This is a genomic window from Pseudomonas sp. JL3, from assembly GCF_031570575.1.
Lineage (GTDB): Bacteria > Pseudomonadota > Gammaproteobacteria > Pseudomonadales > Pseudomonadaceae > Aquipseudomonas > Aquipseudomonas cucumis.
Genome location: NZ_JAKWJK010000011.1, coordinates 1 through 26433 on the forward strand (window position 1 = coordinate 1; position 26433 = coordinate 26433).

General features: G+C 54.7%; 29 protein-coding genes and 4 tRNA genes. All 33 read left to right on the forward strand.

What is annotated here, in order from left to right; all coding sequences use genetic code 11:
- Window positions 1-130: 130 nt before the first annotated feature.
- The 33 genes from birA to rplX all read left to right on the forward strand — a co-directional run bounded on the left by birA (window position 131) and on the right by rplX (window position 26429).
- The gene (gene birA, locus MMG91_RS18390) at window positions 131-1090 is read left to right on the forward strand and encodes a bifunctional biotin--[acetyl-CoA-carboxylase] ligase/biotin operon repressor BirA (protein ID WP_310660341.1); all 960 of its coding nucleotides are present in this window, start codon (window positions 131-133) and stop codon (window positions 1088-1090) included.
- Window positions 1080-1829: a pantothenate kinase gene (locus tag MMG91_RS18395; RefSeq protein ID WP_310660342.1), complete on the forward strand. Its 750-nt coding sequence runs from the start codon at window positions 1080-1082 to the stop codon at window positions 1827-1829. Before birA ends, MMG91_RS18395 begins: the two co-directional genes overlap by 11 nt.
- Window positions 1830-1836: 7 nt before the next feature.
- Window positions 1837-2277, forward strand: a complete 441-nt coding sequence (locus MMG91_RS18400; protein WP_305447108.1) for a hypothetical protein — start codon at window positions 1837-1839, stop codon at window positions 2275-2277.
- Between the two features lie 142 nt (window positions 2278-2419).
- Window positions 2420-2504: transfer RNA gene (locus MMG91_RS18405), tRNA-Tyr, on the forward strand.
- 24 nt (window positions 2505-2528) lie between these two features.
- A tRNA-Gly gene (locus tag MMG91_RS18410) sits at window positions 2529-2602 on the forward strand.
- 26 nt (window positions 2603-2628) lie between these two features.
- Window positions 2629-2704 (forward strand) — tRNA-Thr (locus MMG91_RS18415).
- A gap of 84 nt (window positions 2705-2788) precedes the next feature.
- The gene (tuf, locus tag MMG91_RS18420) at window positions 2789-3982 is read left to right on the forward strand and encodes an elongation factor Tu (protein ID WP_310660418.1); all 1194 of its coding nucleotides are present in this window, start codon (window positions 2789-2791) and stop codon (window positions 3980-3982) included.
- Window positions 3983-4035: 53 nt separating this feature from the next.
- Window positions 4036-4111 (forward strand) — tRNA-Trp (locus tag MMG91_RS18425).
- A 45-nt stretch (window positions 4112-4156) separates the two neighbouring features.
- Complete coding sequence (secE, locus tag MMG91_RS18430; RefSeq protein ID WP_007896620.1) at window positions 4157-4525, forward strand: preprotein translocase subunit SecE; 369 nt, start codon at window positions 4157-4159, stop codon at window positions 4523-4525.
- 9 nt (window positions 4526-4534) lie between these two features.
- Complete coding sequence (nusG, locus tag MMG91_RS18435) at window positions 4535-5068, forward strand: transcription termination/antitermination protein NusG (RefSeq protein WP_007896622.1); 534 nt, start codon at window positions 4535-4537, stop codon at window positions 5066-5068.
- Window positions 5069-5185: 117 nt separating this feature from the next.
- Window positions 5186-5617: a 50S ribosomal protein L11 gene (gene rplK, locus MMG91_RS18440; RefSeq protein ID WP_008008888.1), complete on the forward strand. Its 432-nt coding sequence runs from the start codon at window positions 5186-5188 to the stop codon at window positions 5615-5617.
- A complete protein-coding gene (gene rplA / locus MMG91_RS18445; RefSeq protein ID WP_007896626.1) occupies window positions 5617-6312 on the forward strand; it encodes a 50S ribosomal protein L1 in 696 nt (231 codons plus the stop codon). The genes rplK and rplA overlap by 1 nt, the downstream gene beginning before the upstream one ends.
- A gap of 198 nt (window positions 6313-6510) precedes the next feature.
- On the forward strand, window positions 6511-7011 hold the full coding sequence (gene rplJ / locus MMG91_RS18450; protein WP_007896629.1) for a 50S ribosomal protein L10: 501 nt from the start codon (window positions 6511-6513) through the stop codon (window positions 7009-7011).
- An 80-nt stretch (window positions 7012-7091) separates the two neighbouring features.
- Window positions 7092-7457: a 50S ribosomal protein L7/L12 gene (gene rplL / locus MMG91_RS18455; RefSeq protein ID WP_008073881.1), complete on the forward strand. Its 366-nt coding sequence runs from the start codon at window positions 7092-7094 to the stop codon at window positions 7455-7457.
- A gap of 220 nt (window positions 7458-7677) precedes the next feature.
- Window positions 7678-11751: a DNA-directed RNA polymerase subunit beta gene (rpoB, locus tag MMG91_RS18460; RefSeq protein ID WP_305447107.1), complete on the forward strand. Its 4074-nt coding sequence runs from the start codon at window positions 7678-7680 to the stop codon at window positions 11749-11751.
- Between the two features lie 64 nt (window positions 11752-11815).
- Window positions 11816-16015 (forward strand): DNA-directed RNA polymerase subunit beta', encoded by a 4200-nt coding sequence (rpoC, locus tag MMG91_RS18465; protein WP_007896632.1) that lies wholly within the window; start codon window positions 11816-11818, stop codon window positions 16013-16015.
- 216 nt (window positions 16016-16231) lie between these two features.
- A complete protein-coding gene (gene rpsL, locus MMG91_RS18470; protein ID WP_002555494.1) occupies window positions 16232-16603 on the forward strand; it encodes a 30S ribosomal protein S12 in 372 nt (123 codons plus the stop codon).
- A gap of 118 nt (window positions 16604-16721) precedes the next feature.
- Window positions 16722-17192, forward strand: a complete 471-nt coding sequence (gene rpsG / locus MMG91_RS18475; protein WP_002555493.1) for a 30S ribosomal protein S7 — start codon at window positions 16722-16724, stop codon at window positions 17190-17192.
- Window positions 17193-17222: 30 nt separating this feature from the next.
- A complete protein-coding gene (fusA, locus tag MMG91_RS18480; protein ID WP_007896659.1) occupies window positions 17223-19328 on the forward strand; it encodes an elongation factor G in 2106 nt (701 codons plus the stop codon).
- A gap of 31 nt (window positions 19329-19359) precedes the next feature.
- On the forward strand, window positions 19360-20553 hold the full coding sequence (gene tuf / locus MMG91_RS18485; RefSeq protein WP_007896660.1) for an elongation factor Tu: 1194 nt from the start codon (window positions 19360-19362) through the stop codon (window positions 20551-20553).
- Window positions 20554-20709: 156 nt separating this feature from the next.
- A complete protein-coding gene (gene rpsJ, locus MMG91_RS18490; RefSeq protein ID WP_003186070.1) occupies window positions 20710-21021 on the forward strand; it encodes a 30S ribosomal protein S10 in 312 nt (103 codons plus the stop codon).
- Between the two features lie 80 nt (window positions 21022-21101).
- The gene (gene rplC / locus MMG91_RS18495) at window positions 21102-21737 is read left to right on the forward strand and encodes a 50S ribosomal protein L3 (protein ID WP_003186059.1); all 636 of its coding nucleotides are present in this window, start codon (window positions 21102-21104) and stop codon (window positions 21735-21737) included.
- 12 nt (window positions 21738-21749) lie between these two features.
- Complete coding sequence (gene rplD / locus MMG91_RS18500) at window positions 21750-22352, forward strand: 50S ribosomal protein L4 (protein ID WP_007896707.1); 603 nt, start codon at window positions 21750-21752, stop codon at window positions 22350-22352.
- A complete protein-coding gene (gene rplW, locus MMG91_RS18505; protein WP_002555488.1) occupies window positions 22349-22648 on the forward strand; it encodes a 50S ribosomal protein L23 in 300 nt (99 codons plus the stop codon). Before rplD ends, rplW begins: the two co-directional genes overlap by 4 nt.
- A gap of 14 nt (window positions 22649-22662) precedes the next feature.
- Window positions 22663-23487, forward strand: a complete 825-nt coding sequence (rplB, locus tag MMG91_RS18510) for a 50S ribosomal protein L2 (protein WP_003176423.1) — start codon at window positions 22663-22665, stop codon at window positions 23485-23487.
- A 16-nt stretch (window positions 23488-23503) separates the two neighbouring features.
- Entirely contained in the window at window positions 23504-23779 is a 276-nt protein-coding gene (rpsS, locus tag MMG91_RS18515; protein WP_002555486.1) for a 30S ribosomal protein S19, read from the forward strand.
- A gap of 13 nt (window positions 23780-23792) precedes the next feature.
- Complete coding sequence (rplV, locus tag MMG91_RS18520) at window positions 23793-24125, forward strand: 50S ribosomal protein L22 (protein ID WP_003103908.1); 333 nt, start codon at window positions 23793-23795, stop codon at window positions 24123-24125.
- 13 nt (window positions 24126-24138) lie between these two features.
- Window positions 24139-24825, forward strand: a complete 687-nt coding sequence (gene rpsC / locus MMG91_RS18525) for a 30S ribosomal protein S3 (protein WP_003176422.1) — start codon at window positions 24139-24141, stop codon at window positions 24823-24825.
- 12 nt (window positions 24826-24837) lie between these two features.
- Window positions 24838-25251, forward strand: coding sequence for a 50S ribosomal protein L16 (gene rplP, locus MMG91_RS18530; RefSeq protein ID WP_007896757.1), 414 nt, complete (start codon window positions 24838-24840; stop codon window positions 25249-25251).
- The gene (rpmC, locus tag MMG91_RS18535; protein WP_002555481.1) at window positions 25251-25442 is read left to right on the forward strand and encodes a 50S ribosomal protein L29; all 192 of its coding nucleotides are present in this window, start codon (window positions 25251-25253) and stop codon (window positions 25440-25442) included. The genes rplP and rpmC overlap by 1 nt, the downstream gene beginning before the upstream one ends.
- Before the next feature lie 2 nt (window positions 25443-25444).
- Window positions 25445-25711, forward strand: a complete 267-nt coding sequence (gene rpsQ / locus MMG91_RS18540) for a 30S ribosomal protein S17 (protein ID WP_003176419.1) — start codon at window positions 25445-25447, stop codon at window positions 25709-25711.
- 23 nt (window positions 25712-25734) lie between these two features.
- Window positions 25735-26103 (forward strand): 50S ribosomal protein L14, encoded by a 369-nt coding sequence (rplN, locus tag MMG91_RS18545; RefSeq protein ID WP_002555479.1) that lies wholly within the window; start codon window positions 25735-25737, stop codon window positions 26101-26103.
- 11 nt (window positions 26104-26114) lie between these two features.
- Window positions 26115-26429, forward strand: a complete 315-nt coding sequence (gene rplX / locus MMG91_RS18550) for a 50S ribosomal protein L24 (protein ID WP_007896770.1) — start codon at window positions 26115-26117, stop codon at window positions 26427-26429.
- The last annotated feature ends 4 nt before the right edge of the window (window positions 26430-26433 follow it).

The following is a 26433-nucleotide window of genomic DNA, read 5'->3' on the forward strand; positions in this document are numbered from 1 at the left end:
CCGAAACCCCTATCTGCGTATGCAGGTAGGGGTTTTGTTTTTGTCCGCAGGAAAATCTCGTTTGTAGGGTTTCTATGCAACAGCCCGGGGCATGGCTATCATGCGGGCCTCATTGTGAGGCGAGACTTGCATGCTGACGTTGTTAAAGCTTCTTAAGGATGGTCGATTCCATTCGGGCCAAGCCCTGGGTGCTGCCTTGGGCGTCAGTCGTAGCGCTGTATGGAAGCAGCTTCAGCACTTGGAAGCTGAGCTCGGTTTATCCATTCATAAAGTGCGCGGTCGCGGCTATCAACTGGCTGCGCCGTTGACACTGCTTGATCCTGCGGAAATAAGCGCGCGGGTGCCTTCTTGCGAGTGGCCTATTCTAGTCTTCGATTCAATTGACTCTACCAATGCTGAAGCCTTGCGCGCTATCGAGCGTGGCCAACCTGCGCCATTTCTGGTGCTCGCTGAGCGGCAGACGGCCGGTCGTGGGCGGCGTGGGCGCAAATGGGTGAGCCCGTTCGCGGAAAACATCTATTACAGTCTGGTACTGCGCATTGATGGCGGGATGCGGCAGCTGGAAGGCTTGAGTCTTGTTGTCGGGCTTGCCGTAATGCAAGCCTTACGAGGGCTTGGTGTTTCAGGTGTGGGGTTGAAGTGGCCGAATGATGTTCTGGTGGGGCAGCAAAAGATTGCTGGAATACTGCTCGAGTTGGTGGGGGATCCTGCTGATGTGTGTCACGTGGTGATCGGTGTCGGAATAAATGTGAACATGCAGATGACCGATGAGGTTGATCAGCAATGGACGTCCATGCGCCTCGAGTCGGGTAAGGCTGTTGATCGCAATCATCTGGTTGCGGAGTTAGGGTTGATGCTCCAGACCTATTTAAATCGCCACCAGAGCGGCGGATTTCCGGCTATCCAGGCGGAGTGGGAGCAAAATCATCTATGGCAGGGGCGGGCGGTATCGTTGATTGCCGGTGTTAGTCAGATAGATGGTGAGGTGCTGGGTATCGATGGTCAGGGTGCCTTGCGCTTGAAGGTGAATGGTGTGGAGAAGGTCTTTAGTGGTGGCGAGCTCAGCCTGAGGTTGCGTGATGATTCTTGAGCTCGATTGTGGAAACAGCTTCATCAAGTGGCGTGTGCTCGGCGAGGATGTCGGGCGGGTGATTGGCGAGGGGGTCGTTGATTCGGATCTCGCATTGCTGGAGAGCTTGAAAGGGCTCAAGGGGCTCGCTCTCATACATTGTCGCTTGGTCAGTGTCAGAACTGCCGAAGAAACCAGTGCACTGATTTCTCTGCTGGCCGAGGCTTTTGGCGTTTCCGTAGTGTGCGCGGCACCGGCTCGGGAGATGTCCGGGGTTCGGAATGGTTATGAGGAGTTCGAGCGGCTAGGGCTTGATCGCTGGCTTGCAATGCTCGGAGGATTTCATCTGGCTTCGGGTGCTTGTCTGGTGCTCGACTTTGGTACGGCTGTTACGGCTGACTTTATTGCGGGGGATGGTGAGCATCTCGGAGGATTTATCTGTCCGGGGATGGCTTTGATGCGCAACCAGCTGCGCACCCATACCCGTAGAATTCGCTATGGAGATCTTGCTGCCGAGCGCGCTTTGGAGAGTCTTGTTCCTGGGCGCACAACCGTCGAGGCGGTCGAGCGAGGTTGTTTGCTAATGTTGAGAGGGTTTGTCCTGACTCAGTTAGAGTTGGCGCGCAGCTATTGGGGAGAAGATTTCGCAGTCTTCCTGACTGGAGGGGATGCTGATCTGGTCTCCGAGATTGTGCCCGAGGCCAGGATGGTTCCAGACCTGGTATTTGTAGGTTTGGCGATGGCGTGTCCCTTGTCCTGAGGTTTTTATGCGTTGGTTGTTCCTGCTGTTGCTTGTTCTCAATGTGTTCTATTACGTCTGGCATCAACAGGAGGCTCCGCTTCGCGCGAAAGATGTAACCCCCTTGAGTTTGTATCGTGGCTCGCAGCAGGATATTCGCTTGTTAAGTGAAGCGACTGACGCGGCTCGTGATAAAGGAAAGCCTGCCCAGGCAGACGATGGATGCCTCTATCTTGGCGGTTTTACTCGTCAGGAAGCGGCTCAGGCGGTTGAGCGGCGATTGAGTGGCATGGAAATCAAGTTTGAGTCCTTGCTGAGGGCTCCCGCCGAGTCTGATGGTTACTGGGTGCGTGTGGCACCAGAAAGCCGGCGTTGGCTAGATGACTCGCAGCTAAAAAACCTTTCCAAAGAATTCAATGAGTTAAAACATAAAATAATGCCGTGCGAGGGGGTTGCACCCGCCGAATAGTTTGCATAGAATGGCGCCCGCTTCGCAGTGAAGACCTTTAACGGTTGGCAGTGTGAGGCGAGGTCAACGCAGCTAACCTCAGGTTTTTAATGAGAAAATGCTTGACAGAAGGCTGGCATGATATAGAATGCCGGCTCGCTTAGGAGGGGTTCCCGAGCGGCCAAAGGGATCAGACTGTAAATCTGACGTCTACGACTTCGAAGGTTCGAATCCTTCCCCCTCCACCATTTTTAGCGAGAGCTGCAAGCTCCGCGGGTATAGTTTAGTGGTAGAACCTCAGCCTTCCAAGCTGATGATGCGGGTTCGATTCCCGCTACCCGCTCCAAGTTTGCAGGTCCTGCAAAGTGTTACGCTCTTGTAGCTCAGTTGGTAGAGCACACCCTTGGTAAGGGTGAGGTCAGCGGTTCAAATCCGCTCAAGAGCTCCATATAACAAGGCAGATATGAAAATATCTGCCTTTGTTTTAATGGCTGATAGTACTTGCTTAATTCTTCTGCTAGGGGTGATTTCGATGGCTAAGGAAAAGTTCGAACGTAACAAGCCGCACGTCAACGTTGGCACCATTGGTCACGTAGATCATGGCAAAACGACTTTGACCGCCGCTCTGACCCGTGTCTGCTCCGAAGTGTTCGGTTCGGCAAAGGTTGACTTCGACAAGATCGATAGCGCCCCAGAAGAAAAAGCTCGTGGTATCACCATTAATACTGCTCACGTTGAGTACGATTCGGCTGTGCGTCACTACGCGCACGTTGACTGTCCAGGTCACGCTGACTACGTAAAAAACATGATCACCGGTGCTGCGCAGATGGATGGTGCGATTCTGGTTTGCTCGGCTGCTGATGGTCCGATGCCGCAAACCCGTGAGCATATCCTGTTGTCTCGTCAGGTTGGCGTTCCGTACATTGTTGTCTTCCTGAATAAGGCTGACATGGTTGATGACGCTGAGCTGCTAGAGCTGGTTGAGATGGAAGTGCGCGATCTGCTGAGCGCTTACGATTTCCCGGGGGATGACACTCCAATCATCATTGGTTCGGCGCTGATGGCGCTGAATGGTCAAGATGATAACGGGATGGGTACTACCGCCGTCAAGAGGTTGGTCGAGACTCTGGATAGCTATATTCCGCAGCCTGAGCGTGCTATCGATAAGCCGTTCCTGATGCCGATCGAGGACGTGTTCTCGATCTCTGGTCGCGGTACTGTCGTGACTGGTCGTGTTGAGCGTGGCATTGTTCGCATCCAGGAAGAAGTTGAGATTGTTGGTCTTCGCGACACTGTCAAAACTACTTGTACTGGTGTTGAAATGTTCCGCAAACTGCTCGACGAGGGTCGTGCAGGTGAGAACTGCGGCGTTCTGCTGCGTGGTACCAAGCGTGATGATGTTGAGCGTGGTCAGGTTCTGGTCAAGCCCGGCACTGTCAAGCCGCATACCAAGTTTACTGCTGAGGTTTATGTTTTGAGCAAGGAAGAAGGTGGTCGTCATACGCCATTCTTCAAAGGCTACCGTCCACAGTTCTACTTCCGTACAACTGATGTGACTGGTAACTGCGAGCTGCCAGAAGGTGTTGAGATGGTGATGCCAGGTGACAACGTTCAAATGACCGTTACCCTGATCAAAACCATCGCGATGGAAGATGGTCTGCGTTTCGCTATCCGTGAGGGCGGTCGTACCGTCGGCGCTGGTGTCGTAGCAAAAGTCATCGAGTAAGTTGTTGTAATGTCTTTTTCGGGCCGGCATAATGGTCGGCCTGATTTTGTTTTAGGTCAGTAGCTCAATTGGCAGAGCGACGGTCTCCAAAACCGTAGGTTGGGGGTTCGATTCCCTCCTGACCTGCCAGATTCACTTGGTGTGTCTGGCTTTCTTTTCACAGGATCTTCATAGATGACTCCTAAAGCTGAAGCTCAAGGCTCTCGCTTCGATCTGCTCAAGTGGCTAGTAGTAGTCGCTTTGGTGGTTGTTGGCGTTGTTGGCAATCAGTATTACTCTGCTTCGCCGATCCTGTACCGCGTACTTGCTTTGCTTGTCATTGCTGCTGTAGCTGCCTTTGTAGGCTTGCAGACAGTCAAGGGCAAGTCATTCTTTGTACTGGTTAAGGAAGCTCGCACCGAGATTCGTAAAGTCGTATGGCCAACTCGCCAAGAAACCACGCAGACCACGCTGATTGTTGTGGCTGTTGTTCTGGTTATGGCGTTGCTGTTGTGGGGGCTTGATTCCCTGCTCGGCTGGCTTGTTTCCTTGATTGTCGGCTAAGGGTGTCCCGTGGCTAAGCGTTGGTACGTTGTGCATGCTTACTCCGGTTACGAGAAGCATGTCATGCGCTCGTTGGTAGAGCGCGTAAAGCTGGCTGGCATGGAAGATGGCTTTGGCGAAATTCTGGTTCCCACTGAAGAAGTGGTTGAAATGCGTAATGGCCAGAAACGCAAAAGCGAGCGCAAGTTCTTCCCAGGTTATGTGCTGGTCCAGATGGACATGAACGAGGGTACTTGGCACTTGGTCAAGGATACTCCTCGGGTGATGGGTTTCATTGGCGGTACTGCTGATAAGCCTGCACCGATCACAGATAAAGAGGCAGAAGCGATTCTGCGTCGCGTTGCTGACGGTAGCGACAAGCCGAAGCCGAAGACGTTGTTCGAGCCGGGCGAGTCGGTACGTGTCAATGACGGGCCGTTTGCTGATTTTACTGGCACGGTTGAAGAAGTTAACTACGAGAAGAGCCGGATCCAAGTGGCAGTGCTCATTTTCGGTCGCTCTACTCCGGTAGAGCTAGAGTTCAGCCAGGTCGAAAAAGTCTAGCTGAGCAAGCATCCCAACCCCGCAGCCCTAGGCTGTGGGGTTTTGTCGTCACTGGGATAAACGCGCAAGTAACCGGGGAGCCTTTCGAGGCGTTCGAACCCGTAATTGGAGTGCCTCATGGCCAAGAAGATTACCGCTTACATCAAGCTGCAAGTGAAGGCCGCTCAGGCTAACCCAAGCCCACCTGTTGGTCCTGCTCTGGGTCAGCACGGCGTGAACATCATGGAATTCTGCAAGGCTTTCAACGCCCGTACTCAGGGTATTGAGCCAGGTCTGCCGACTCCAGTGATCATCACTGTCTATAGCGACCGTAGCTTCACTTTCGAAACCAAATCCACACCTGCTTCGGTTCTGCTGAAGAAGGCTGCTGGTCTGACTAGCGGTTCCGCTCGTCCGAACACCGTTAAGGTTGGCACCGTGACTCGTGCTCAGCTGGAAGAAATCGCGAAAACCAAAAACGCGGATCTGACTGCAGCTGATATGGAAGCAGCCGTGCGTACTATCGCCGGTTCTGCTCGTAGCATGGGCCTTAACGTGGAGGGTGTGTAATGGCTAAGTTGACCAAGCGTCAAAAGGCTATCGCCGGCAAAATCGAAGCAGGCAAGTCCTACAACTTTGTAGACGCTGCTGCTCTGCTGGCTGAGCTGTCGACTGTAAAGTTCAGCGAGTCGTTCGACGTTGCTGTGAACCTGGGTGTTGACCCGCGTAAATCTGACCAGGTTGTTCGTAGCGCTACTGTGCTGCCACACGGCACTGGCAAGACCGTTCGCGTTGCTGTGTTCACCCAGGGTCCAGCTGCTGAGGCCGCTCTGGCTGCCGGCGCTGACCGTGTAGGTATGGACGACCTGGCTGCCGAAATGAAAGGCGGCGACCTGAACTATGACGTAGTTATCGCATCCCCGGATGCAATGCGCGTTGTGGGTCAGTTGGGTCAGATCCTGGGCCCGCGCGGCCTGATGCCTAACCCTAAAGTCGGCACTGTAACTCCAGACGTAGCTACCGCGGTTAAAAACGCCAAGGCTGGTCAGGTTCGTTATCGCACCGACAAAAACGGCATCATCCACACCTCCGTTGGCAAAGTCGGCTTCGATGCCGTCAAGCTGAAGGAAAACGTTGAAGCCCTGATCGCTGATCTGAAGCGTATCAAGCCAGCTTCCTCGAAAGGTATTTACGTCAAGCGCGTTACCCTGAGCACCACCATGGGTCCAGGTCTGGTCATCGACCAAGGCTCGCTCGACGCGTAAGACACAGGTTGGCGCAAGCGATTGCGTCAATTGAAAGATTGGGGTCCCTGCCTGGCGGGGGCTATCCAAGACCGTAGGCGACGCAAGTCTTAAACCCCAAGCCTACGCAGATGGTGCTCCCGGTTCCTTACCGAATCAGACACCAAAACGACATCCGGCTTCGGTTGGATGAAACGGTAACAAGCAGGAGTTAAACCCGTGGCAATTAAACTCGAAGACAAGAAGGCCATCGTCGCTGAAGTCAACGAGGCTGCCAATGTTGCCCTGTCTGCTGTTGTGGCTGATGCCCGCGGCGTGACAGTTGGCGCTATGACCGGACTCCGTAAAGAGGCTCGTGAAGCTGGCGTTTACGTACGTGTTGTACGTAACACCCTGCTCAAGCGCGCCGTTGCTGGCACTCAATATGACGTGCTCAACGACGTGTTCACCGGCCCGACCTTGATTGCATTTTCGAAAGAACATCCGGGCGCTGCTGCTCGCATCTTCAAAGAATTCGCAAAAGGTCAGGATAAGTTCGAGATCAAGGCAGCTGCGTTCGAGGGCAAGTTCCTCGCAGCTAATCAGATCGACGTACTGGCAAGTCTGCCGACCCGTGACGAAGCAATTTCTCAGCTGATGAGCGTGATTCAAGGCGCAACCAGCAAATTGGCTCGTACTCTGGCGGCCCTTCGCGACCAGAAAGAAGCTGCCGCAGCCTAAGGCTGAGCGACTCCTTTCAGCGTTTATTGTTTATTTCGATGGCCGCGTAGGCTGTCACCCCAATACAGGAATTTATAGTCATGTCTCTGACTAACGACCAAATCATCGAAGCAATCGGCGAAAAATCCGTTCTGGAAATCGTTGAGCTGATCAAGGCCATGGAAGAGAAGTTCGGCGTTTCCGCTGCCGCTGCTTCCGCTGGTCCAGCTGCTGTTGCTGCCGTTGTTGAAGAACAAACTGAATTCAACGTCATGCTGACCGAAGCTGGCGAGAAGAAAGTTAACGTGATCAAGGCAGTACGTGAACTGACCGGTCTGGGCCTGAAAGAAGCCAAGGCTGTAGTTGACGGTGCTCCTGCGATGGTTCTGGAAGCTGTTTCGAAAGACGCAGCTGACAAAGCCAAAGCAACTCTGGAAGAAGCAGGCGCTAAAGTCGAGCTGAAGTAAGCATCGACTTTGCACCTCCAGCCCGAGCGTTAAGCGAAAGGCTGATGGCTGGTGGCTCTTGCCACCGGCCTTTTTCCGTTATTGGCAGCCGACTGGGTCGGTGCTGGTAACGAGTTGTAACCACCCGATGCGGTGGCGCAAACCATGGGGTTTGCACGATTTTCTGGCTGCTCCCGTCGGGAGGGGCCAAACAAGCAGGTGACCAAGCTGGGGAACGCTGATGGCTTACTCATATACTGAGAAAAAACGTATCCGCAAGGACTTTAGCAAGTTGCCGGACGTCATGGATGTGCCGTACCTCCTGGCCATCCAGCTGGATTCGTATCGTGAATTCTTGCAAGCGGGAGCGACTAAAGATCAGTTCCGCGACGTGGGCCTGCATGCGGCCTTCAAATCCGTTTTCCCGATCATCAGCTACTCCGGCAATGCTGCGCTGGAGTACGTCGGTTATCGCCTGGGCGAACCGGCATTTGATGTCAAAGAATGCGTGTTGCGCGGTGTAACTTACGCCGTACCTTTGCGGGTAAAAGTGCGCCTGATCATTTTCGACAAAGAATCGTCGAACAAAGCGATCAAGGACATCAAAGAGCAAGAAGTCTACATGGGTGAAATCCCCCTGATGACTGAAAACGGTACCTTCGTAATCAACGGTACCGAGCGTGTAATCGTTTCCCAGCTGCACCGTTCCCCGGGCGTGTTCTTCGACCACGACCGTGGCAAGACGCACAGCTCCGGCAAACTCCTGTACTCCGCGCGCATCATTCCTTACCGCGGTTCGTGGTTGGACTTCGAGTTCGATCCGAAAGACTGCGTGTTCGTGCGTATTGACCGTCGTCGCAAGCTGCCTGCATCGGTACTGCTGCGCGCTCTGGGCTATACCACTGAAGAAGTGCTGGATGCGTTCTACACCACCAACGTCTTCCACGTGCAAGGTGAAAACCTCAGCCTGGAACTGGTTCCTCAGCGTCTGCGTGGTGAAATTGCTGTCCTGGATATCCTGGATGACAAAGGCAAGGTTATTGTCGAGCAAGGTCGTCGTATTACTGCTCGCCACATCAACCAGCTGGAAAAAGCAGGGATCAAAGAGCTGCAAGTGCCTCTGGACTACGTCCTGGGTCGCACTACCGCCAAGGTCATCGTGCATCCGGCAACCGGCGAAATCCTGGCAGAGTGCAACACCGAGCTGAACACCGAAATCCTGGCAAAAATCGCCAAGGCTCAGGTTGTTCGCATCGAAACTCTGTACACCAACGATATCGACTGCGGTCCGTTCGTCTCCGACACTCTGAAGATCGACTCCACCAGCAACCAATTGGAAGCGCTGGTCGAGATCTATCGCATGATGCGTCCTGGCGAGCCGCCAACCAAAGACGCTGCCGAAACCCTGTTCAACAACCTGTTCTTCAGCCCTGAGCGCTATGACCTGTCTGCGGTCGGCCGGATGAAGTTCAACCGTCGTATCGGTCGTACCGAGATCGAAGGTTCGGGCGTGTTGTGCAAAGAAGACATCGTCGCGGTACTGAAGACTCTGGTCGACATCCGTAACGGCAAAGGCATCGTCGATGACATCGACCACCTGGGTAACCGTCGTGTTCGCTGCGTAGGCGAAATGGCCGAGAACCAGTTCCGCGTTGGCCTGGTGCGTGTTGAGCGTGCGGTCAAAGAGCGTCTGTCGATGGCTGAAAGCGAAGGCCTGATGCCGCAAGACCTGATCAACGCCAAGCCAGTGGCTGCGGCGGTGAAAGAGTTCTTCGGTTCCAGCCAGCTTTCCCAGTTCATGGACCAGAACAACCCGCTGTCCGAGATCACCCACAAGCGTCGTGTCTCTGCACTCGGCCCTGGCGGTTTGACTCGTGAGCGTGCTGGCTTTGAAGTGCGTGACGTACACCCGACTCACTACGGTCGTGTATGCCCGATTGAAACGCCGGAAGGTCCGAACATCGGTCTGATCAACTCCTTGGCTGCTTATGCGCGCACCAACCAGTATGGCTTCCTCGAGAGCCCGTACCGTGTGGTGAAAGACGCTTTGGTCACCGACGAGATCGTATTCCTGTCCGCCATCGAAGAAGCTGATCACGTGATCGCTCAGGCTTCGGCCACGATGAACGACAAGAAAATCCTGATCGACGAGCTGGTAGCTGTTCGTCACTTGAACGAGTTCACCGTTAAGGCGCCGGAAGACGTCACCTTGATGGATGTATCGCCCAAGCAGGTAGTTTCGGTTGCTGCGTCGCTGATCCCGTTCCTCGAGCACGACGACGCCAACCGTGCGTTGATGGGTTCGAACATGCAGCGTCAAGCTGTACCAACGCTTCGCGCTGACAAGCCGCTGGTCGGTACCGGCATGGAGCGTAACGTAGCCCGTGACTCCGGCGTTTGCGTCGTGGCTCGTCGTGGTGGCGTGATCGATTCCGTCGACGCCAGCCGTATTGTGGTTCGTGTTGCTGATGACGAAGTTGAAACCGGCGAAGCTGGTGTCGACATCTACAACCTGACCAAGTACACCCGCTCCAACCAGAACACCTGCATCAACCAGCGTCCGCTGGTGAGCAAGGGTGATCGGGTTCAGCGCAGCGACATCATGGCCGATGGTCCGTCCACCGATATGGGTGAACTGGCTCTGGGTCAGAACATGCGCATCGCGTTCATGGCATGGAACGGCTTCAACTTCGAAGACTCCATCTGCCTGTCCGAGCGTGTTGTTCAGGAAGACCGTTTCACCACGATCCACATTCAGGAACTGACCTGTGTGGCACGTGACACCAAGCTTGGGCCTGAGGAAATCACTGCAGACATCCCGAACGTGGGTGAAGCTGCACTGAACAAACTGGACGAAGCCGGTATCGTTTACGTAGGTGCTGAAGTTGGCGCAGGCGACATCCTGGTTGGTAAGGTCACTCCGAAAGGCGAGACCCAACTGACTCCGGAAGAAAAACTGCTGCGTGCCATCTTCGGTGAAAAAGCCAGCGACGTTAAAGACACCTCTCTGCGTGTGCCTACCGGCACCAAGGGTACCGTCATCGACGTACAGGTCTTCACCCGTGACGGCGTCGAGCGTGATGCTCGTGCACTGTCGATCGAGAAGACTCAGCTCGACGAGATCCGCAAGGATCTGAACGAAGAGTTCCGTATCGTTGAAGGCGCCACTTTCGAACGTCTGCGTTCCGCTCTGGTCGGCCACAAAGCCGAAGGCGGCGCCGGTCTGAAGAAAGGTCAGGAAATCACCGACGAAGTTCTCGACGGTCTTGAGCATGGTCAGTGGTTCAAGCTGCGCATGGCTGAAGATGCTCTGAACGAGCAGCTCGAGAAGGCTCAGGCCTACATCGTTGATCGCCGCCGTCTGCTGGACGACAAGTTCGAAGACAAGAAGCGCAAACTGCAGCAGGGCGATGACCTGGCTCCAGGCGTGCTGAAAATCGTCAAGGTTTACCTGGCAATCCGTCGTCGCATCCAGCCGGGCGACAAGATGGCCGGTCGTCACGGTAACAAAGGTGTGGTCTCCGTGATCATGCCAGTTGAAGACATGCCGCATGATGCCAATGGCACCCCGGTCGACGTCGTCCTCAACCCGTTGGGCGTACCTTCGCGTATGAACGTTGGTCAGATCCTTGAAACCCACCTGGGCCTCGCGGCCAAAGGTCTGGGCGAGAAGATCAACCGGATGGTAGAAGAGCAGCGTAAAGTTGCTGAACTTCGCACCTTCCTGGACGAGATCTACAACCAGATCGGCGGTCGTAACGAAGATCTGGATAGCTTCTCCGACCAGGAAATCCTGGATCTGGCGAAGAACCTGCGTGGCGGCGTGCCAATGGCCACTCCAGTGTTCGACGGCGCCAAGGAAAGCGAAATCAAGGCCATGCTGAAACTGGCAGACCTGCCAGAAAGCGGCCAGATGCAGCTGACCGACGGCCGTACCGGCAACAAGTTCGAGCGCCCGGTTACTGTTGGCTACATGTACATGCTGAAGCTGAACCACTTGGTAGACGACAAGATGCACGCTCGTTCTACCGGTTCGTACAGCCTGGTTACCCAGCAGCCGCTGGGTGGTAAGGCACAGTTCGGTGGTCAGCGTTTCGGGGAGATGGAGGTCTGGGCACTGGAAGCATACGGTGCTGCTTACACTCTGCAAGAAATGCTCACAGTGAAGTCGGACGATGTGAACGGCCGGACCAAGATGTACAAAAACATCGTGGACGGCGATCACCGTATGGAACCGGGCATGCCCGAGTCCTTCAACGTGTTGATCAAAGAAATTCGTTCCCTCGGCATCGATATCGATCTGGAAACCGAATAACACGTGACGCGAATCGAGAGCGGGGCAGGATTGCCCGCTCTCTGCTCCGCCAGGAGGAAAGGCCTTGAAAGACCTACTGAATTTGCTGAAAAACCAGGGTCAAGTCGAAGAGTTCGACGCCATCCGTATTGGATTGGCATCGCCTGAGATGATCCGTTCGTGGTCGTTCGGTGAAGTTAAAAAGCCGGAAACCATCAACTACCGTACGTTCAAACCTGAGCGTGACGGCCTGTTCTGCGCCAAGATCTTTGGCCCGGTAAAGGATTACGAGTGCCTGTGCGGTAAGTACAAGCGCTTGAAGCACCGTGGTGTGATCTGCGAGAAGTGCGGCGTTGAAGTCGCGCTGGCAAAAGTTCGTCGTGAGCGCATGGCGCACATCGAGCTGGCCTCGCCAGTTGCCCATATCTGGTTCCTGAAATCGCTGCCGTCCCGTATCGGCTTGCTGATGGACATGACCCTGCGTGATATCGAACGCGTTCTCTACTTCGAGAGCTATGTCGTTATTGATCCAGGCATGACCACCCTTGAAAAAGGTCAGCTGCTCAACGACGAGCAGTACTTCGAAGCGCTGGAAGAGTTCGGTGACGATTTCGATGCTCGCATGGGGGCTGAAGCTGTCCGCGAACTGCTGCACGCTATCGACCTGGAGCACGAGATTGGCCGTCTGCGTGAAGAAATTCCGCAAACCAACTCTGAAACCAAGATCAAGAAGCTGTCCAAGCGTCTGAAGTTGATGGAAGCCTTCCAGGGTTCCGGCAACCTGCCAGAGTGGATGGTGCTGACCGTTCTGCCGGTTCTGCCACCAGATCTGCGCCCACTGGTCCCGCTGGATGGCGGTCGCTTCGCGACTTCCGACCTCAACGATCTGTATCGTCGAGTGATCAACCGTAACAACCGCTTGAAGCGTCTGCTCGATCTGTCCGCTCCGGACATTATCGTGCGCAACGAAAAGCGTATGTTGCAGGAAGCCGTCGACGCACTGCTCGACAACGGTCGTCGTGGTCGCGCTATCACCGGTTCCAACAAGCGTCCTCTGAAATCCCTGGCTGACATGATCAAGGGTAAGCAGGGTCGTTTCCGTCAGAACTTGCTCGGTAAGCGTGTTGACTACTCCGGTCGTTCGGTAATTACCGTTGGCCCGACCCTGCGTCTGCACCAGTGCGGTCTGCCGAAGAAGATGGCTCTCGAGCTGTTCAAGCCGTTCATTTTCGGCAAGCTGGAAATGCGTGGTCTTGCTACCACCATCAAAGCTGCCAAGAAGATGGTCGAGCGCGAGCTGCCAGAGGTTTGGGACGTTCTCGCTGAAGTGATTCGCGAACACCCGGTTCTCCTCAACCGTGCACCGACCCTTCACCGTCTGGGTATCCAGGCGTTTGAACCGGTACTGATCGAAGGTAAGGCTATCCAGCTGCACCCTCTGGTCTGTGCTGCGTACAACGCCGACTTCGACGGCGACCAAATGGCCGTGCACGTACCGCTGACACTGGAAGCCCAGTTGGAAGCGCGTGCGTTGATGATGTCGACCAACAACATTCTGTCGCCAGCCAACGGTGAGCCAATCATCGTTCCGTCGCAGGACGTTGTATTGGGTCTGTACTACATGACTCGTGAAGCGATCAACGCCAAGGGCGAAGGTCGTGTGTTCGCGGATCTGCAGGAAGTTGACCGTGTGTTCCGTGCCGGCGAAGCCGCACTGCACGCCAAGGTCAAAGTGCGGATCAACGAAACCGTCAACGATCGTGATGGTGGCAGCGTCAAGAACACCCGTATCGTTGACACTACTGTTGGTCGTGCGCTGTTGTTCCAGGTTGTTCCACCTGGCCTGTCGTACGACGTCGTCAACCAGCCGATGAAGAAAAAGGCGATCTCCAAGCTGATCAACCAGTGCTACCGCGTGGTTGGTTTGAAAGAGACCGTGATCTTCGCTGACCAGTTGATGTACACCGGTTTTGCTTATTCGACCATCTCCGGCGTTTCCATCGGTGTTAACGACTTCGTTATCCCGGATGAAAAAGCCCGCATCATCGGTGCAGCCACCGACGAAGTGAAAGAGATCGAAAGTCAGTACGCCTCCGGCCTGGTAACCCAGGGCGAGAAGTACAACAAAGTAATCGACCTTTGGTCCAAGGCGAACGACGAAGTTTCCAAGGCGATGATGGCCAACCTCTCGAAAGAGAAAGTCATCGACCGTCATGGCGTCGAAGTCGACCAAGAGTCCTTCAACTCGATGTACATGATGGCCGACTCGGGCGCACGGGGTTCTGCTGCTCAGATCCGTCAGCTCGCCGGTATGCGTGGCCTGATGGCCAAGCCGGACGGTTCCATCATTGAAACGCCGATTACTGCGAACTTCCGTGAAGGTTTGAGCGTACTTCAGTACTTCATCTCCACTCACGGTGCTCGTAAAGGTTTGGCGGATACCGCGTTGAAAACTGCGAACTCCGGTTACCTGACTCGTCGTCTGGTAGACGTGGCGCAGGATCTGGTTGTGACCGAGATCGATTGCGGCACCGAACATGGCCTGGTAATGACTCCGCACATCGAAGGCGGTGACGTTGTCGAGCCGTTGGGTGAGCGCGTATTGGGTCGTGTCATTGCCCGTGACGTATTCAAGCCAGGTACCGAAGAAATCATCGTTCCTGCCGGCACGCTGGTAGACGAGAAGTGGGTCGAGTTCATCGAGCTGAACAGCATCGACGAAGTGATCGTGCGTTCGCCGATCAGCTGCGAAACCCGCTACGGCATTTGCGCCAAGTGCTACGGCCGTGACTTGGCTCGTGGTCACCAGGTGAACATCGGTGAGGCGGTCGGCGTTATCGCTGCCCAGTCCATCGGTGAGCCGGGTACCCAGCTGACCATGCGTACTTTCCACATCGGTGGTGCGGCAAGCCGGACCTCCGCAGCCGACAGCGTTCAGGTGAAGAATGGCGGTACCGTCCGTCTGCATAACCTGAAGCATGTTGAGCGAGTGGATGGTTGCCTGGTTGCTGTGTCCCGTTCCGGTGAGCTGGCGATCGCTGATGACTTCGGTCGTGAGCGCGAGCGTTACAAGCTGCCGTATGGTGCTGTGATTTCGGTTAAAGAAGGTGACAAGGTCGACGCTGGCGCAATCGTGGCCAAGTGGGATCCGCACACTCACCCAATCGTTACCGAAATGAAAGGTACCGTGACCTACGTGGGCATGGAAGAAGGCATCACGATCAAGCGTCAGACTGACGAATTGACCGGTATGACCAACATTGAAGTACTCGACGCCAAAGACCGTCCAGCTGCCGGCAAAGATATCCGTCCTGCTGTGAAGATGGTTGATGACAACGGTAAGGATCTGTTGCTGCCAGGCACTGACGTTATCGCTCAGTACTTCCTGCCAGCCAACGCCCTGGTCGGTGTTGCGGATGGTGCGAAAATCGCGATCGGTGATGTTATCGCTCGTATTCCGCAAGAGACTTCGAAGACCCGTGACATCACCGGTGGTCTGCCGCGTGTTGCCGACTTGTTCGAAGCCCGTCGCCCGAAAGAAGCGTCGATTCTGGCTGAAGTCAGCGGCACCATCGCGTTCGGTAAAGAGACCAAAGGCAAGCGCCGTCTGGTTATCACCCCGAACGACGGTAGCGATCCGTACGAAGAGCTGATTCCGAAGTGGCGTCACCTGAACGTCTTCGAAGGCGAACAGGTAAACCGCGGCGAAGTTATCTCCGACGGTCCGAGCGATCCACACGACATCCTGCGTCTGCTGGGTGTGAGTGCGCTGGCCAAGTACATCGTGAACGAGATCCAGGACGTTTACCGTCTGCAAGGCGTGAAGATCAACGATAAGCACATCGAGACCATCCTGCGTCAGATGCTGCGTAAAGTTGAAATCGCTGAATCCGGCGATTCCAGTTTCATCAAGGGCGACCAGATGGAATTGACTCACGTTCTGGTAGAGAACGAGCGTCTGGCTGGCGACGAGAAATTCGTTTCCAAGTTCACTCGCGTGCTGTTGGGTATCACGAAGGCGTCGTTGTCCACCGAATCGTTCATTTCGGCGGCTTCCTTCCAGGAAACCACCCGCGTACTGACCGAAGCGGCGGTAACCGGCAAGCGCGATTACCTGCGCGGCCTGAAAGAAAACGTAGTCGTGGGTCGTCTGATCCCGGCGGGTACCGGTCTGGCTTATCACAGTGAGCGTAAGCGCCGTCGTGATGCTGACAAACCGTTGCGCGTAAGCGCCAGTGAAGTGGAAGCTGCACTGACCGAAGCGCTGAACTCAAGCGGTAACTGAGTTCTGCGATAAATGAGCGTAAGGCCCTGGCCGTTCCGTTCATCGAATCGAGACAATTTGTCGAGGTTGGATGAGCGGGGAGGTCGGGGCCTTGCCTTGACTGGGGACAAGATCCTCTTTAGACTCTTGTACCCCTAAATTTGGCGGGAATTCGTTCCTGCCATTTTGCTTTTCTTGCAAGACAATAGCGTCGCAAGACAACAGTGGAGCTAGTAGATGGCAACTATCAACCAGCTGGTACGTCAGCCGCGTAAGCGTATCGTCGAGAAATCCGACGTGCCTGCGCTGCAGAACTGCCCGCAACGTCGTGGCGTATGCACCCGTGTGTATACCACCACGCCGAAAAAACCTAACTCGGCACTGCGTAAAGTATGCCGTGTGCGTCTGACCAACGGTTTCGAGGTTTCCTCGTACATCGGTGGTGAAGGCCACAACCTGCAAGAGCACAGCGTGGTACTGATCCGCGGCGGTCGTGTAAAAGACTTGCCAGGTGTTCGTTACCACACCGTACGCGGTTCTTTGGATACTTCCGGCGTTAAAGGTCGTAACCAGGGTCGTTCGAAGTACGGTACCAAAAAGCCTAAGTAGTAGTGGCTTTTTGTAAGAACTGATTTTCTATTTTTCTGAGTCGATAAGAGTAAGGTCGGAGGCGTCCCGAAAGGGCACCGATTCCGAGCGAACCTGAAGACCGTTTGAGGGCTTATCCATGCCAAGAAGACGCGTAGCAGCCAAGCGCGAAGTGCTTGACGATCCAAAATACGGCAGCCAGATTCTGGCCAAGTTCATGAACCACGTAATGGAAAGCGGCAAGAAAGCCGTTGCCGAGCGTATCGTTTATGGCGCGCTGGAAAAGGTTAAAGAACGCAAGAACAGCGATCCCCTGGAAATCTTCGAGAAAGCTCTCGACGCCATCGCTCCGCTGGTCGAAGTGAAGTCGCGCCGTGTAGGCGGTGCTACTTACCAGGTTCCGGTCGAAGTTCGTCCGTCCCGTCGTAACGCTCTGGCAATGCGCTGGTTGGTAGACTTCGCCCGTAAGCGCGGCGAGAAGTCTATGGCTCTGCGTTTGGCTGGCGAACTGTTGGACGCTGCCGAAGGCAAAGGTGCTGCAGTTAAGAAGCGTGAAGACGTGCACCGTATGGCTGAAGCCAACAAGGCTTTCTCGCACTACCGCTTCTAATTTTAGCGTCACTAATTTTGCGAGGGCTTTATGGCTCGTACTACACCGATTAACCGCTACCGTAACATTGGTATCGTTGCTCACGTGGATGCTGGTAAAACCACCACCACCGAGCGCGTCCTTTTTTACACTGGCAAAAGTCACAAAATGGGCGAGGTGCATGACGGCGCCGCGACCACAGACTGGATGGTGCAGGAGCAGGAGCGTGGTATTACCATTACTTCTGCTGCCATTACCGCCTTCTGGCAGGGTTCCGAGAAGCAGCACAAGGACCAATACCGCTTCAACGTCATCGACACCCCGGGCCACGTTGACTTCACTATTGAAGTTGAGCGTTCCTTGCGTGTTCTCGACGGCGCGGTCGTTGTGTTCTGCGGCACCTCGGGTGTTGAGCCTCAGTCGGAAACCGTATGGCGTCAAGCCAACAAATACGGCGTTCCACGTCTTGTTTACGTAAACAAGATGGACCGTGCTGGTGCCAACTTCCTGCGCGTGATCGGTCAGATCAAGCAGCGTCTGGGTCACACTCCGGTGCCAATCCAGTTGGCCATCGGTTCCGAAGACAACTTCCAGGGTCAGATCGATCTGATGTCCATGGAAGCTGTTTACTGGAATGATGCTGACAAGGGCATGGTTCCAGTTCGCAAGCCTATCCCTGCTGAACTGCAGGAACTGGCTGACGAGTGGCGCGGCAACATGGTTGAGGCTGCGGCCGAAGCCAGCGAAGAGCTGATGAACAAGTACCTCGAAGGTGAAGAGCTCACCAACGCGGAAATCAAGGCCGCTCTGCGTCAGCGTACTATCGCTGGTGAGATCGTTCTGGCTGTTTGTGGTTCTTCCTTCAAGAACAAGGGTGTTCCCCTGGTTCTCGACGCCGTGATCGACTACCTGCCGGCTCCTACCGACATTCCTGCCATCAAGGGTACTGACCCGGATGACGAGACCAAGGAGATGGAGCGTCACGCAGACGACAGCGAGCCGTTCTCGGCTCTGGCGTTCAAGATCGCTACCGACCCATTCGTGGGTACCTTGACCTTTGTTCGGGTTTACTCGGGCGTGTTGGCCTCCGGCGACGGCGTTATCAACTCGGTTAAAGGCAAGAAAGAGCGCGTGGGTCGTATGGTGCAAATGCACGCAAACGCCCGTGAAGAGATCAAGGAAGTACGCGCTGGTGACATCGCGGCCTTGATCGGCATGAAGGATGTCACCACTGGTGAGACTTTGTGCAACGCTGACAAGCCAATCATCCTGGTTCGCATGGACTTCCCGGAGCCGGTTATTTCGGTTGCCGTAGAGCCTAAGACCAAGGACGACCAGGAAAAAATGGGTATCGCTCTGGGCAAACTTGCTCAGGAAGACCCGTCTTTCCGCGTCAAGACTGATGAAGAGACTGGTCAAACGATCATCTCCGGCATGGGCGAGTTGCACCTGGACATCCTAGTTGACCGGATGCGCCGTGAGTTCAACGTCGAAGCCAACATCGGTAAGCCTCAAGTTTCGTACCGTGAGCGCATCACGAAGAGCTGCGAAATTGAAGGCAAGTTCGTTCGTCAGTCCGGCGGTCGTGGCCAGTTCGGTCACTGCTGGATTCGTTTTGCTCCTGCTGACGAAGGTCAGGAAGGTCTGCAATTCCTGAACGAAGTAGTGGGTGGTGTGGTTCCTAAGGAATACATCCCGGCTATCCAGAAGGGCATCGAAGAGCAGATGAAGAACGGCGTCGTCGCCGGCTATCCGCTGATCGGCTTGAAGGCTACCGTGTTTGATGGTTCCTACCACGACGTCGACTCCAACGAGATGGCGTTTAAGGTGGCTGCTTCCATGGCGACCAAGCAACTGGCCCAGAAGGGTGGTGGTGAGCTGCTTGAGCCGATCATGGCGGTAGAGGTTGTTACGCCTGAAGACTATATGGGTGACGTGATGGGCGACCTTAACCGTCGTCGCGGCATGATCCTGGGTATGGAAGACACGGTCTCCGGCAAAGTAATTCGTGCCGAAGTTCCGCTGGGCGAGATGTTCGGTTATGCAACTGACGTCCGTTCCATGTCCCAAGGTCGCGCAAGCTACTCTATGGAATTCAAAAAATACAATACGGCTCCGTCGCACATCGTCGAAACCGTTACCAAAAAACAAGGCTGATTCAGCCCCTTTAGGCTAGGAGTTAATTGTCGTGGCTAAAGAAAAATTTGACCGTACCCTCCCGCACGTCAACGTTGGCACCATCGGTCACGTCGACCACGGTAAAACCACGCTGACCGCTGCTCTGACTCGCGTCTGCTCCGAAGTTTTCGGTTCGGCCGTTGTTGCTTTCGACAAGATCGACAGCGCTCCGGAAGAAAAGGCTCGTGGTATCACCATCAACACCGCGCACGTTGAATACAACTCGCTGATCCGTCACTACGCTCACGTTGACTGCCCAGGTCACGCTGACTATGTGAAGAACATGATCACCGGTGCTGCTCAGATGGACGGCGCTATCCTGGTTTGCTCGGCCGCTGATGGTCCGATGCCTCAAACCCGTGAGCACATCCTGCTGTCCCGTCAGGTTGGCGTTCCGTACATCGTGGTCTTCCTGAACAAGGCTGACATGGTTGACGACGCTGAGCTGCTGGAACTGGTTGAGATGGAAGTGCGCGATCTGCTGAGCACTTACGACTTCCCGGGCGATGACACTCCGATCATCATCGGTTCGGCTCTGATGGCTCTGAACGGCCAAGACGACAACGAAATGGGCACCACTGCCGTTCGTAAACTGGTTGAGACTCTGGATAGCTACATCCCAGATCCGGTCCGTGTTATCGACAAGCCGTTCCTGATGCCAATCGAAGACGTATTCTCGATCTCCGGTCGCGGTACTGTTGTAACTGGCCGTATCGAGCGCGGTATCGTCAAGGTTCAGGATCCACTGGAAATCGTTGGTCTGCGTGACACCACCGTCACCACCTGCACCGGTGTTGAAATGTTCCGTAAGCTGCTCGACGAAGGTCGTGCTGGCGAGAACTGCGGCGTTCTGCTGCGTGGTACCAAGCGTGACGACGTTGAGCGTGGCCAGGTTCTGGTTAAGCCAGGTTCGGTTAAGCCGCACACCAAGTTCGAAGCTGAAGTCTACGTTCTGAGCAAAGAAGAAGGCGGTCGTCACACTCCGTTCTTCAAAGGCTACCGTCCACAGTTCTACTTCCGTACAACTGACGTGACTGGTAACTGCGAACTGCCGGAAGGCGTTGAAATGGTAATGCCAGGCGACAACATCAAAATGGTTGTCACCCTGATCAAGACCATCGCAATGGAAGACGGTCTGCGTTTCGCTATCCGTGAAGGCGGTCGTACCGTCGGCGCTGGCGTCGTAGCCAAAATCATCGAGTAAGCTCTTTTTTGAGTAAGCTTCGATAGTTGAAAAAGCCCCCGCTTAGCGGGGGCTTTTTTATTGGGTTGACACCTATATGGGGCGTCTATAGAATTGCGCCTCCTTTTAACGGGCGTATTGCGCTCGGTGGGAATAGCAGCCGGAGTCTGAAATCCAATGCAAAATCAGCAAATCCGTATCAGGTTGAAGGCTTTTGACCATCGCCTGATCGACCAATCCACCCAGGAAATCGTGGAAACCGCGAAACGTACTGGTGCTCAAGTGCGTGGTCCAATTCCACTGCCTACCCGTAAAGAGCGGTTCACCGTTCTGGTCTCCCCGCACGTCAACAAAGACGCGCGTGACCAGTACGAGATCCGTACTCATAAGCGCGTTCTGGACATCGTCCAGCCAACGGATAAAACCGTTGATGCACTTATGAAGCTTGATCTTGCGGCCGGTGTGGAAGTGCAGATCAGCCTCGGCTAAGACTCGGTCTTAGTCGTGTAACGCTCTGAAATGGGCGGCCATAGCGGGTGAAAGCCCCGTACACTCATGAGGTTTACAACATGACTATTGGTGTAGTCGGTCGTAAATGCGGTATGACCCGTATTTTCACCGAAGAAGGTGTCTCCATTCCGGTCACGGTCATTGAGATCGAGCCGAATCGCGTCACCCAGTTCAAAACTGAAGAGACCGATGGCTATCGTGCAGTGCAAGTCACTGTAGGCGAGCGTCGTGCTTCGCGTGTTACAGCTGCTCAAGCTGGCCACTTCGCTAAAGCGAACGTTGCCGCTGGTCGTACCGTAATGGAATTCCGCCTTGAAGAAGGCGAGTACCAGGCCGGCGATCTGATCAACGCTGAAATCTTCGCTGCTGGTCAACTGGTTGATGTAACCGGTCAGTCCAAGGGTAAAGGCTTCCAGGGTACGATCAAGCGTTGGAACTTCCGCGGGCAAGATAATACCCACGGTAACTCCGTGTCCCACCGCGTTCCAGGCTCTATCGGCCAGTGCCAGACTCCTGGTCGTGTATTCAAGGGCAAAAAAATGTCCGGTCATATGGGCGCTGAGCGCGTGACCGTGCAGTCCCTCGAAGTAGTGCGCGTGGACGCTGAACGCAATCTGTTGTTGGTCAAGGGTGCTGTTCCTGGCGCTACTGGCGGCAACTTGGTTGTACGTCCAGCAGCCAAGGCTCGCGGTTAAGGGGAAGCTGACATGCAATTAAATGTAAATGACGCTCAAGCGATCGAAGTTTCCGAACTGACATTTGGCGGCGAATTCAACGAGACGCTGGTTCACCAAGCAGTCGTGGCCTACATGGCCGGCGGCCGTCAAGGTAGCAAGCAGCAAAAGACCCGTTCCGACGTTCGTGGTGGCGGTAAGCGCCCATGGCGTCAGAAAGGTACTGGCCGTGCTCGTGCCGGTACTATCCGTAGCCCAATCTGGCGTGGCGGCGGTACCACTTTCGCAGCTCGTCCTCAGGATCACACCCAGAAGCTGAACAAGAAGATGTATCGCGCAGCAATGCGTTCCATCCTTGCTGAGCTGGTGCGTACTGATCGTCTGGTTGTGGTTCAGGACTTCGCTGTTGATGCACCGAAGACCAAAGATCTGCTGAACAAACTGACCGGCATGGGCCTGACTGACGTCTTGATCGTGTCTGAAGTGGTTGATCAGAACCTGTACCTGGCTGCTCGCAACCTGCCACACGTTGATGTACGTGACGTGCAAGGTTCCGATCCAGTTAGTCTGATCGCATACGACAAGGTGTTGATCACCGTGTCGGCCGTGAAGAAATTCGAGGAGCTGCTGGGATGAACCAGGAACGCGTATTTAAAGTTCTGCTTGGCCCGCACGTTTCCGAGAAGGCTACGGTTCTGGCTGACAAGAAAGGCCAGTTCGTTTTCAAGGTTGCGACTGACGCAACCAAGCTGGAAATCAAGAAGGCCGTCGAAAGCCTGTTCAGCGTGAAAGTAGAGCGTGTTACTACCCTGAATGTTCTGGGTAAGAGCAAGCGCACTGCTCGCGGTCTGGGCAAGCGTAATGACTGGAAGAAGGCAGTTATCTCCCTTCAGCCAGGCCAAGATCTCGATTTCAGCAGCAGTGCTGAGTAAGGAAGGGGTGCATCATGGCAATCGTTAAATGCAAACCGACTTCCCCTGGCCGCCGTTTTGTGGTCAAGGTGGTCAACCAGGAGCTGCATAAAGGCGCTCCTCACGCACCGCTGCTCGAGAAAAAATCGAAGACTGGTGGTCGTAACAACAATGGTCGCATTACCACTCGTCACATCGGTGGTGGCCATAAGCAGCATTATCGTCTGGTCGATTTCCGTCGCAACGACAAAGATGGCATCTCTGCCACCGTCGAGCGTATCGAATATGATCCAAACCGTACTGCTCACATCGCTCTGCTGCTGTACGCAGATGGCGAGCGTCGCTACATCATCGCCCCTAAAGGCGTGAGTGCTGGTGACCAGCTGATCGCAGGTGCTTTGGCGCCGATCAAGCCGGGCAACGCTCTGCAACTGCGTAACATTCCAGTTGGTAGCACCGTACACGGCATCGAATTGAAGCCAGGTAAAGGCGCGCAAATCGCTCGTTCCGCTGGTGCTTCGGCTCAGCTGATCGCTCGTGAAGGTGTCTACGTGACCCTGCGTCTGCGTTCTGGTGAGATGCGTAAAGTGCTGGCTGAATGCCGCGCGACCCTGGGCGAAGTCTCGAACTCCGAGCACAGCCTGCGTTCGCTGGGTAAAGCTGGTGCCAAACGCTGGCGTGGCGTTCGCCCAACCGTTCGTGGTGTTGCCATGAACCCGGTTGACCACCCACATGGTGGTGGTGAAGGTCGTACCTCTGGTGGTCGTCATCCGGTATCGCCATGGGGCTTCCCGACTAAGGGCGCGAAGACTCGTGGTAATAAGCGTACCGACAAAATGATCGTCCGTCGTCGCAAGTAAATAGAGGGATACGACAGTGCCACGTTCTCTGAAAAAAGGTCCTTTTATTGATCTTCACCTACTGAAGAAGATCGAAGTGGCGGCGGAAAAGAACGATCGCAAACCAGTTAAAACCTGGTCGCGTCGTTCGATGATCCTGCCACAAATGGTCGGTCTGACCATTGCAGTGCATAACGGTCGTCAACATGTTCCAGTTCTCGTGAACGAAGACATGGTCGGCCACAAACTGGGCGAGTTTGCCGGTACCCGCACATATCGTGGGCACGTGGCAGACAAGAAAGCCAAGCGTTAAGGGGTAAGGAACGATGGAAGTAGCCGCTAAGTTGTCGGGCGCTCGAATCTCCGCCCAGAAAGCCCGCTTGGTCGCCGACCAGATCCGCGGGAAGAAGGTGGGCGAAGCGCTCAACCTGTTGGCTTTCAGCAGTAAGAAAGCCGCCGAGATCATGAAGAAAGTGCTGGAGTCGGCCGTAGCCAACGCCGAGCATAACGAAGGCGCAGATGTTGATGACCTGAAGGTCAGCACCGTTTTCGTCAACGAAGGGCGTTCGCTGAAGCGAATCATGCCACGTGCCAAAGGCCGTGCTGATCGCATCGTCAAGCGGTCTTGCCATATCACTGTCAAGGTTGCTGACAAGTAACGGAGTCGAAGAGATGGGTCAGAAAGTACATCCCATTGGCATTCGCCTGGGAATCGTCAAGGAGCACACCTCCGTCTGGTACGCAGACGGTCGGACTTATGCGGACTATTTGTTCGCTGATCTGAAGGTGCGTGAGTATCTCCAAGACAAACTAAAAAGCGCGTCCGTAAGCCGTATCGATATCCATCGTCCGGCTCAGACTGCACGTATCACCATCCACACTGCTCGTCCAGGTATCGTTATCGGGAAGAAAGGTGAAGATGTTGAGAAACTGCGTCAGGACCTGACCAAACAAATGGGTGTGCCTGTGCACATCAATATCGAAGAAATCCGCAAGCCGGAACTCGACGGTATGTTGGTTGCGCAGAGCGTAGCTCAGCAGCTGGAGCGTCGCGTAATGTTCCGTCGCGCTATGAAGCGCGCTGTACAGAACGCCATGCGCATTGGTGCCAAAGGCATCAAAATCCAAGTGAGTGGTCGTCTCGGCGGTGCTGAAATCGCACGTACTGAATGGTATCGCGAAGGTCGTGTGCCACTGCACACCCTGCGTGCCGACATCGACTATGCCAACTACGAAGCTCACACCACTTACGGTGTGATCGGTGTAAAGGTTTGGATCTTCAAAGGCGAAGTAATTGGTGGTCGCCAAGAAGAACTGAAACCACAAGCACCAGCGCCTCGTAAAAAAGCTGCTAAGTAAGGGGTACGCCAAATGTTGCAACCAAAGCGTACGAAGTTCCGCAAGCAGATGACAGGCCACAACCGTGGTCTGGCTCAGCGCGGTAGCAAAGTCAGCTTCGGCGAGTTCGCGCTGAAGTCTGTAGCTCGTGGTCGTCTCACCGCTCGTCAGATCGAGTCAGCGCGTCGTGCTCTGACCCGTCACGTTAAGCGTGGCGGCAAGATCTGGATCCGTGTATTCCCGGACAAGCCTATTTCCAAAAAGCCACTCGAAGTTCGGATGGGTAAAGGTAAGGGTAGTGTGGAGTACTGGGTTGCCCAGATTCAGCCAGGCAAAGTCCTGTATGAAATCGAGGGTGTTTCTGAAGAGCTGGCGCGTGAGGCTTTTGCCCTGGCTGCTGCAAAGCTGCCGCTCGCCACCGCCTTTGTTAAACGGACGGTGATGTGATGAAAGCGAATGAACTTCGTGAAAAATCCGCACAGCAGCTGAACGAGCAACTGCTCGGCTTGCTGCGCGACCAGTTCAATCTGCGTATGCAGAAAGCAACTGGCCAGTTGGGGCAGTCTCATCTGCTCTCGCAAGTTAAGCGTGACATCGCTCGCGTGAAGACTGTGCTCAACCAGCAGGCAGGTAAGTAATCATGGCTGAAGCCGAAAAAACTGTCCGTACGCTGACTGGCCGTGTTGTCAGCGACAAGATGGACAAAACCATCACCGTTCTGATCGAGCGTCGCGTTAAGCACCCGATCTACGGTAAATACGTTAAGCGTTCGACTAAGCTGCACGCGCACGACGAAACCAATCAGTGCCACATCGGCGACAAAGTCACTATTCGTGAAACTCGTCCTTTGGCCAAGACTAAGTCTTGGGCGCTGGTTGATGTTCTCGAACGCGCTGTGGAAGTCTAAGGACTAGGGGTCGGAGAAATTATATGATTCAGACTCAATCCATGCTCGATGTGGCCGATAACAGCGGCGCTCGCCGTGTTATGTGCATCAAGGTGCTGGGTGGCTCCCATCGTCGTTACGCTGGTATCGGTGACATCATCAAAGTTACCGTGAAGGAAGCAATTCCTCGCGGTAAAGTGAAAAAAGGCCAAGTGATGACTGCTGTAGTAGTCCGCACTCGTCACGGCGTTCGCCGTGCTGATGGCTCCATTATCCGCTTTGATGGCAACGCTGCTGTTCTTCTGAACAACAAGCAAGAGCCGATCGGCACCCGTATCTTTGGGCCAGTGACCCGTGAACTTCGTACTGAGAAGTTCATGAAGATCGTCTCGCTCGCCCCAGAAGTGCTGTAAGGAGATCCGACATGCAAAAGATTCGTCGTGACGACGAGATCATCGTGATCGCCGGCAAAGACAAAGGTAAGCGCGGTAAGGTGCTTAAGGTTCTGGCTGACGACCGTCTGGTCGTTGGTGGTCTGAACCTGGTCAAGCGTCATACCAAGCCTAACCCGATGTCGGGCGTACAAGGCGGTATCGTCGAGAAAGAAGCGCCACTGCACGCTTCCAACGTTGCCATTTTCAACGGCGAAACCAACAAGGCTGATCGCGTTGGTTTTAAAGTAGAAGACGGCAAGAAAATTCGTGTCTTCAAGTCGACCCAAAAAGCGGTTGATGCTTGAACAC

Excerpts from the sequence above, each read along its gene's own strand:
- birA (WP_310660341.1), top strand. The coding sequence starts at position 131 with ATGCTGACGTTGTTAAAGCTTCTTAAGGATGGTCGATTCCATTCGGGC.
- MMG91_RS18395 (WP_310660342.1), top strand. The coding sequence starts at position 1,080 with ATGATTCTTGAGCTCGATTGTGGAAACAGCTTCATCAAGTGGCGTGTG.
- MMG91_RS18400 (WP_305447108.1), top strand. The coding sequence starts at position 1,837 with ATGCGTTGGTTGTTCCTGCTGTTGCTTGTTCTCAATGTGTTCTATTAC.
- tuf (WP_310660418.1), top strand. The coding sequence starts at position 2,789 with ATGGCTAAGGAAAAGTTCGAACGTAACAAGCCGCACGTCAACGTTGGC.
- secE (WP_007896620.1), top strand. The coding sequence starts at position 4,157 with ATGACTCCTAAAGCTGAAGCTCAAGGCTCTCGCTTCGATCTGCTCAAG.
- rplK (WP_008008888.1), top strand. The coding sequence starts at position 5,186 with ATGGCCAAGAAGATTACCGCTTACATCAAGCTGCAAGTGAAGGCCGCT.
- rplA (WP_007896626.1), top strand. The coding sequence starts at position 5,617 with ATGGCTAAGTTGACCAAGCGTCAAAAGGCTATCGCCGGCAAAATCGAA.
- rplL (WP_008073881.1), top strand. The coding sequence starts at position 7,092 with ATGTCTCTGACTAACGACCAAATCATCGAAGCAATCGGCGAAAAATCC.
- rpoB (WP_305447107.1), top strand. The coding sequence starts at position 7,678 with ATGGCTTACTCATATACTGAGAAAAAACGTATCCGCAAGGACTTTAGC.
- rpsL (WP_002555494.1), top strand. The coding sequence starts at position 16,232 with ATGGCAACTATCAACCAGCTGGTACGTCAGCCGCGTAAGCGTATCGTC.
- rpsG (WP_002555493.1), top strand. The coding sequence starts at position 16,722 with ATGCCAAGAAGACGCGTAGCAGCCAAGCGCGAAGTGCTTGACGATCCA.
- fusA (WP_007896659.1), top strand. The coding sequence starts at position 17,223 with ATGGCTCGTACTACACCGATTAACCGCTACCGTAACATTGGTATCGTT.
- rpsJ (WP_003186070.1), top strand. The coding sequence starts at position 20,710 with ATGCAAAATCAGCAAATCCGTATCAGGTTGAAGGCTTTTGACCATCGC.
- rplC (WP_003186059.1), top strand. The coding sequence starts at position 21,102 with ATGACTATTGGTGTAGTCGGTCGTAAATGCGGTATGACCCGTATTTTC.
- rplD (WP_007896707.1), top strand. The coding sequence starts at position 21,750 with ATGCAATTAAATGTAAATGACGCTCAAGCGATCGAAGTTTCCGAACTG.
- rplW (WP_002555488.1), top strand. The coding sequence starts at position 22,349 with ATGAACCAGGAACGCGTATTTAAAGTTCTGCTTGGCCCGCACGTTTCC.
- rplB (WP_003176423.1), top strand. The coding sequence starts at position 22,663 with ATGGCAATCGTTAAATGCAAACCGACTTCCCCTGGCCGCCGTTTTGTG.
- rplV (WP_003103908.1), top strand. The coding sequence starts at position 23,793 with ATGGAAGTAGCCGCTAAGTTGTCGGGCGCTCGAATCTCCGCCCAGAAA.
- rpsC (WP_003176422.1), top strand. The coding sequence starts at position 24,139 with ATGGGTCAGAAAGTACATCCCATTGGCATTCGCCTGGGAATCGTCAAG.
- rplP (WP_007896757.1), top strand. The coding sequence starts at position 24,838 with ATGTTGCAACCAAAGCGTACGAAGTTCCGCAAGCAGATGACAGGCCAC.
- rpmC (WP_002555481.1), top strand. The coding sequence starts at position 25,251 with ATGAAAGCGAATGAACTTCGTGAAAAATCCGCACAGCAGCTGAACGAG.
- rpsQ (WP_003176419.1), top strand. The coding sequence starts at position 25,445 with ATGGCTGAAGCCGAAAAAACTGTCCGTACGCTGACTGGCCGTGTTGTC.
- rplN (WP_002555479.1), top strand. The coding sequence starts at position 25,735 with ATGATTCAGACTCAATCCATGCTCGATGTGGCCGATAACAGCGGCGCT.
- rplX (WP_007896770.1), top strand. The coding sequence starts at position 26,115 with ATGCAAAAGATTCGTCGTGACGACGAGATCATCGTGATCGCCGGCAAA.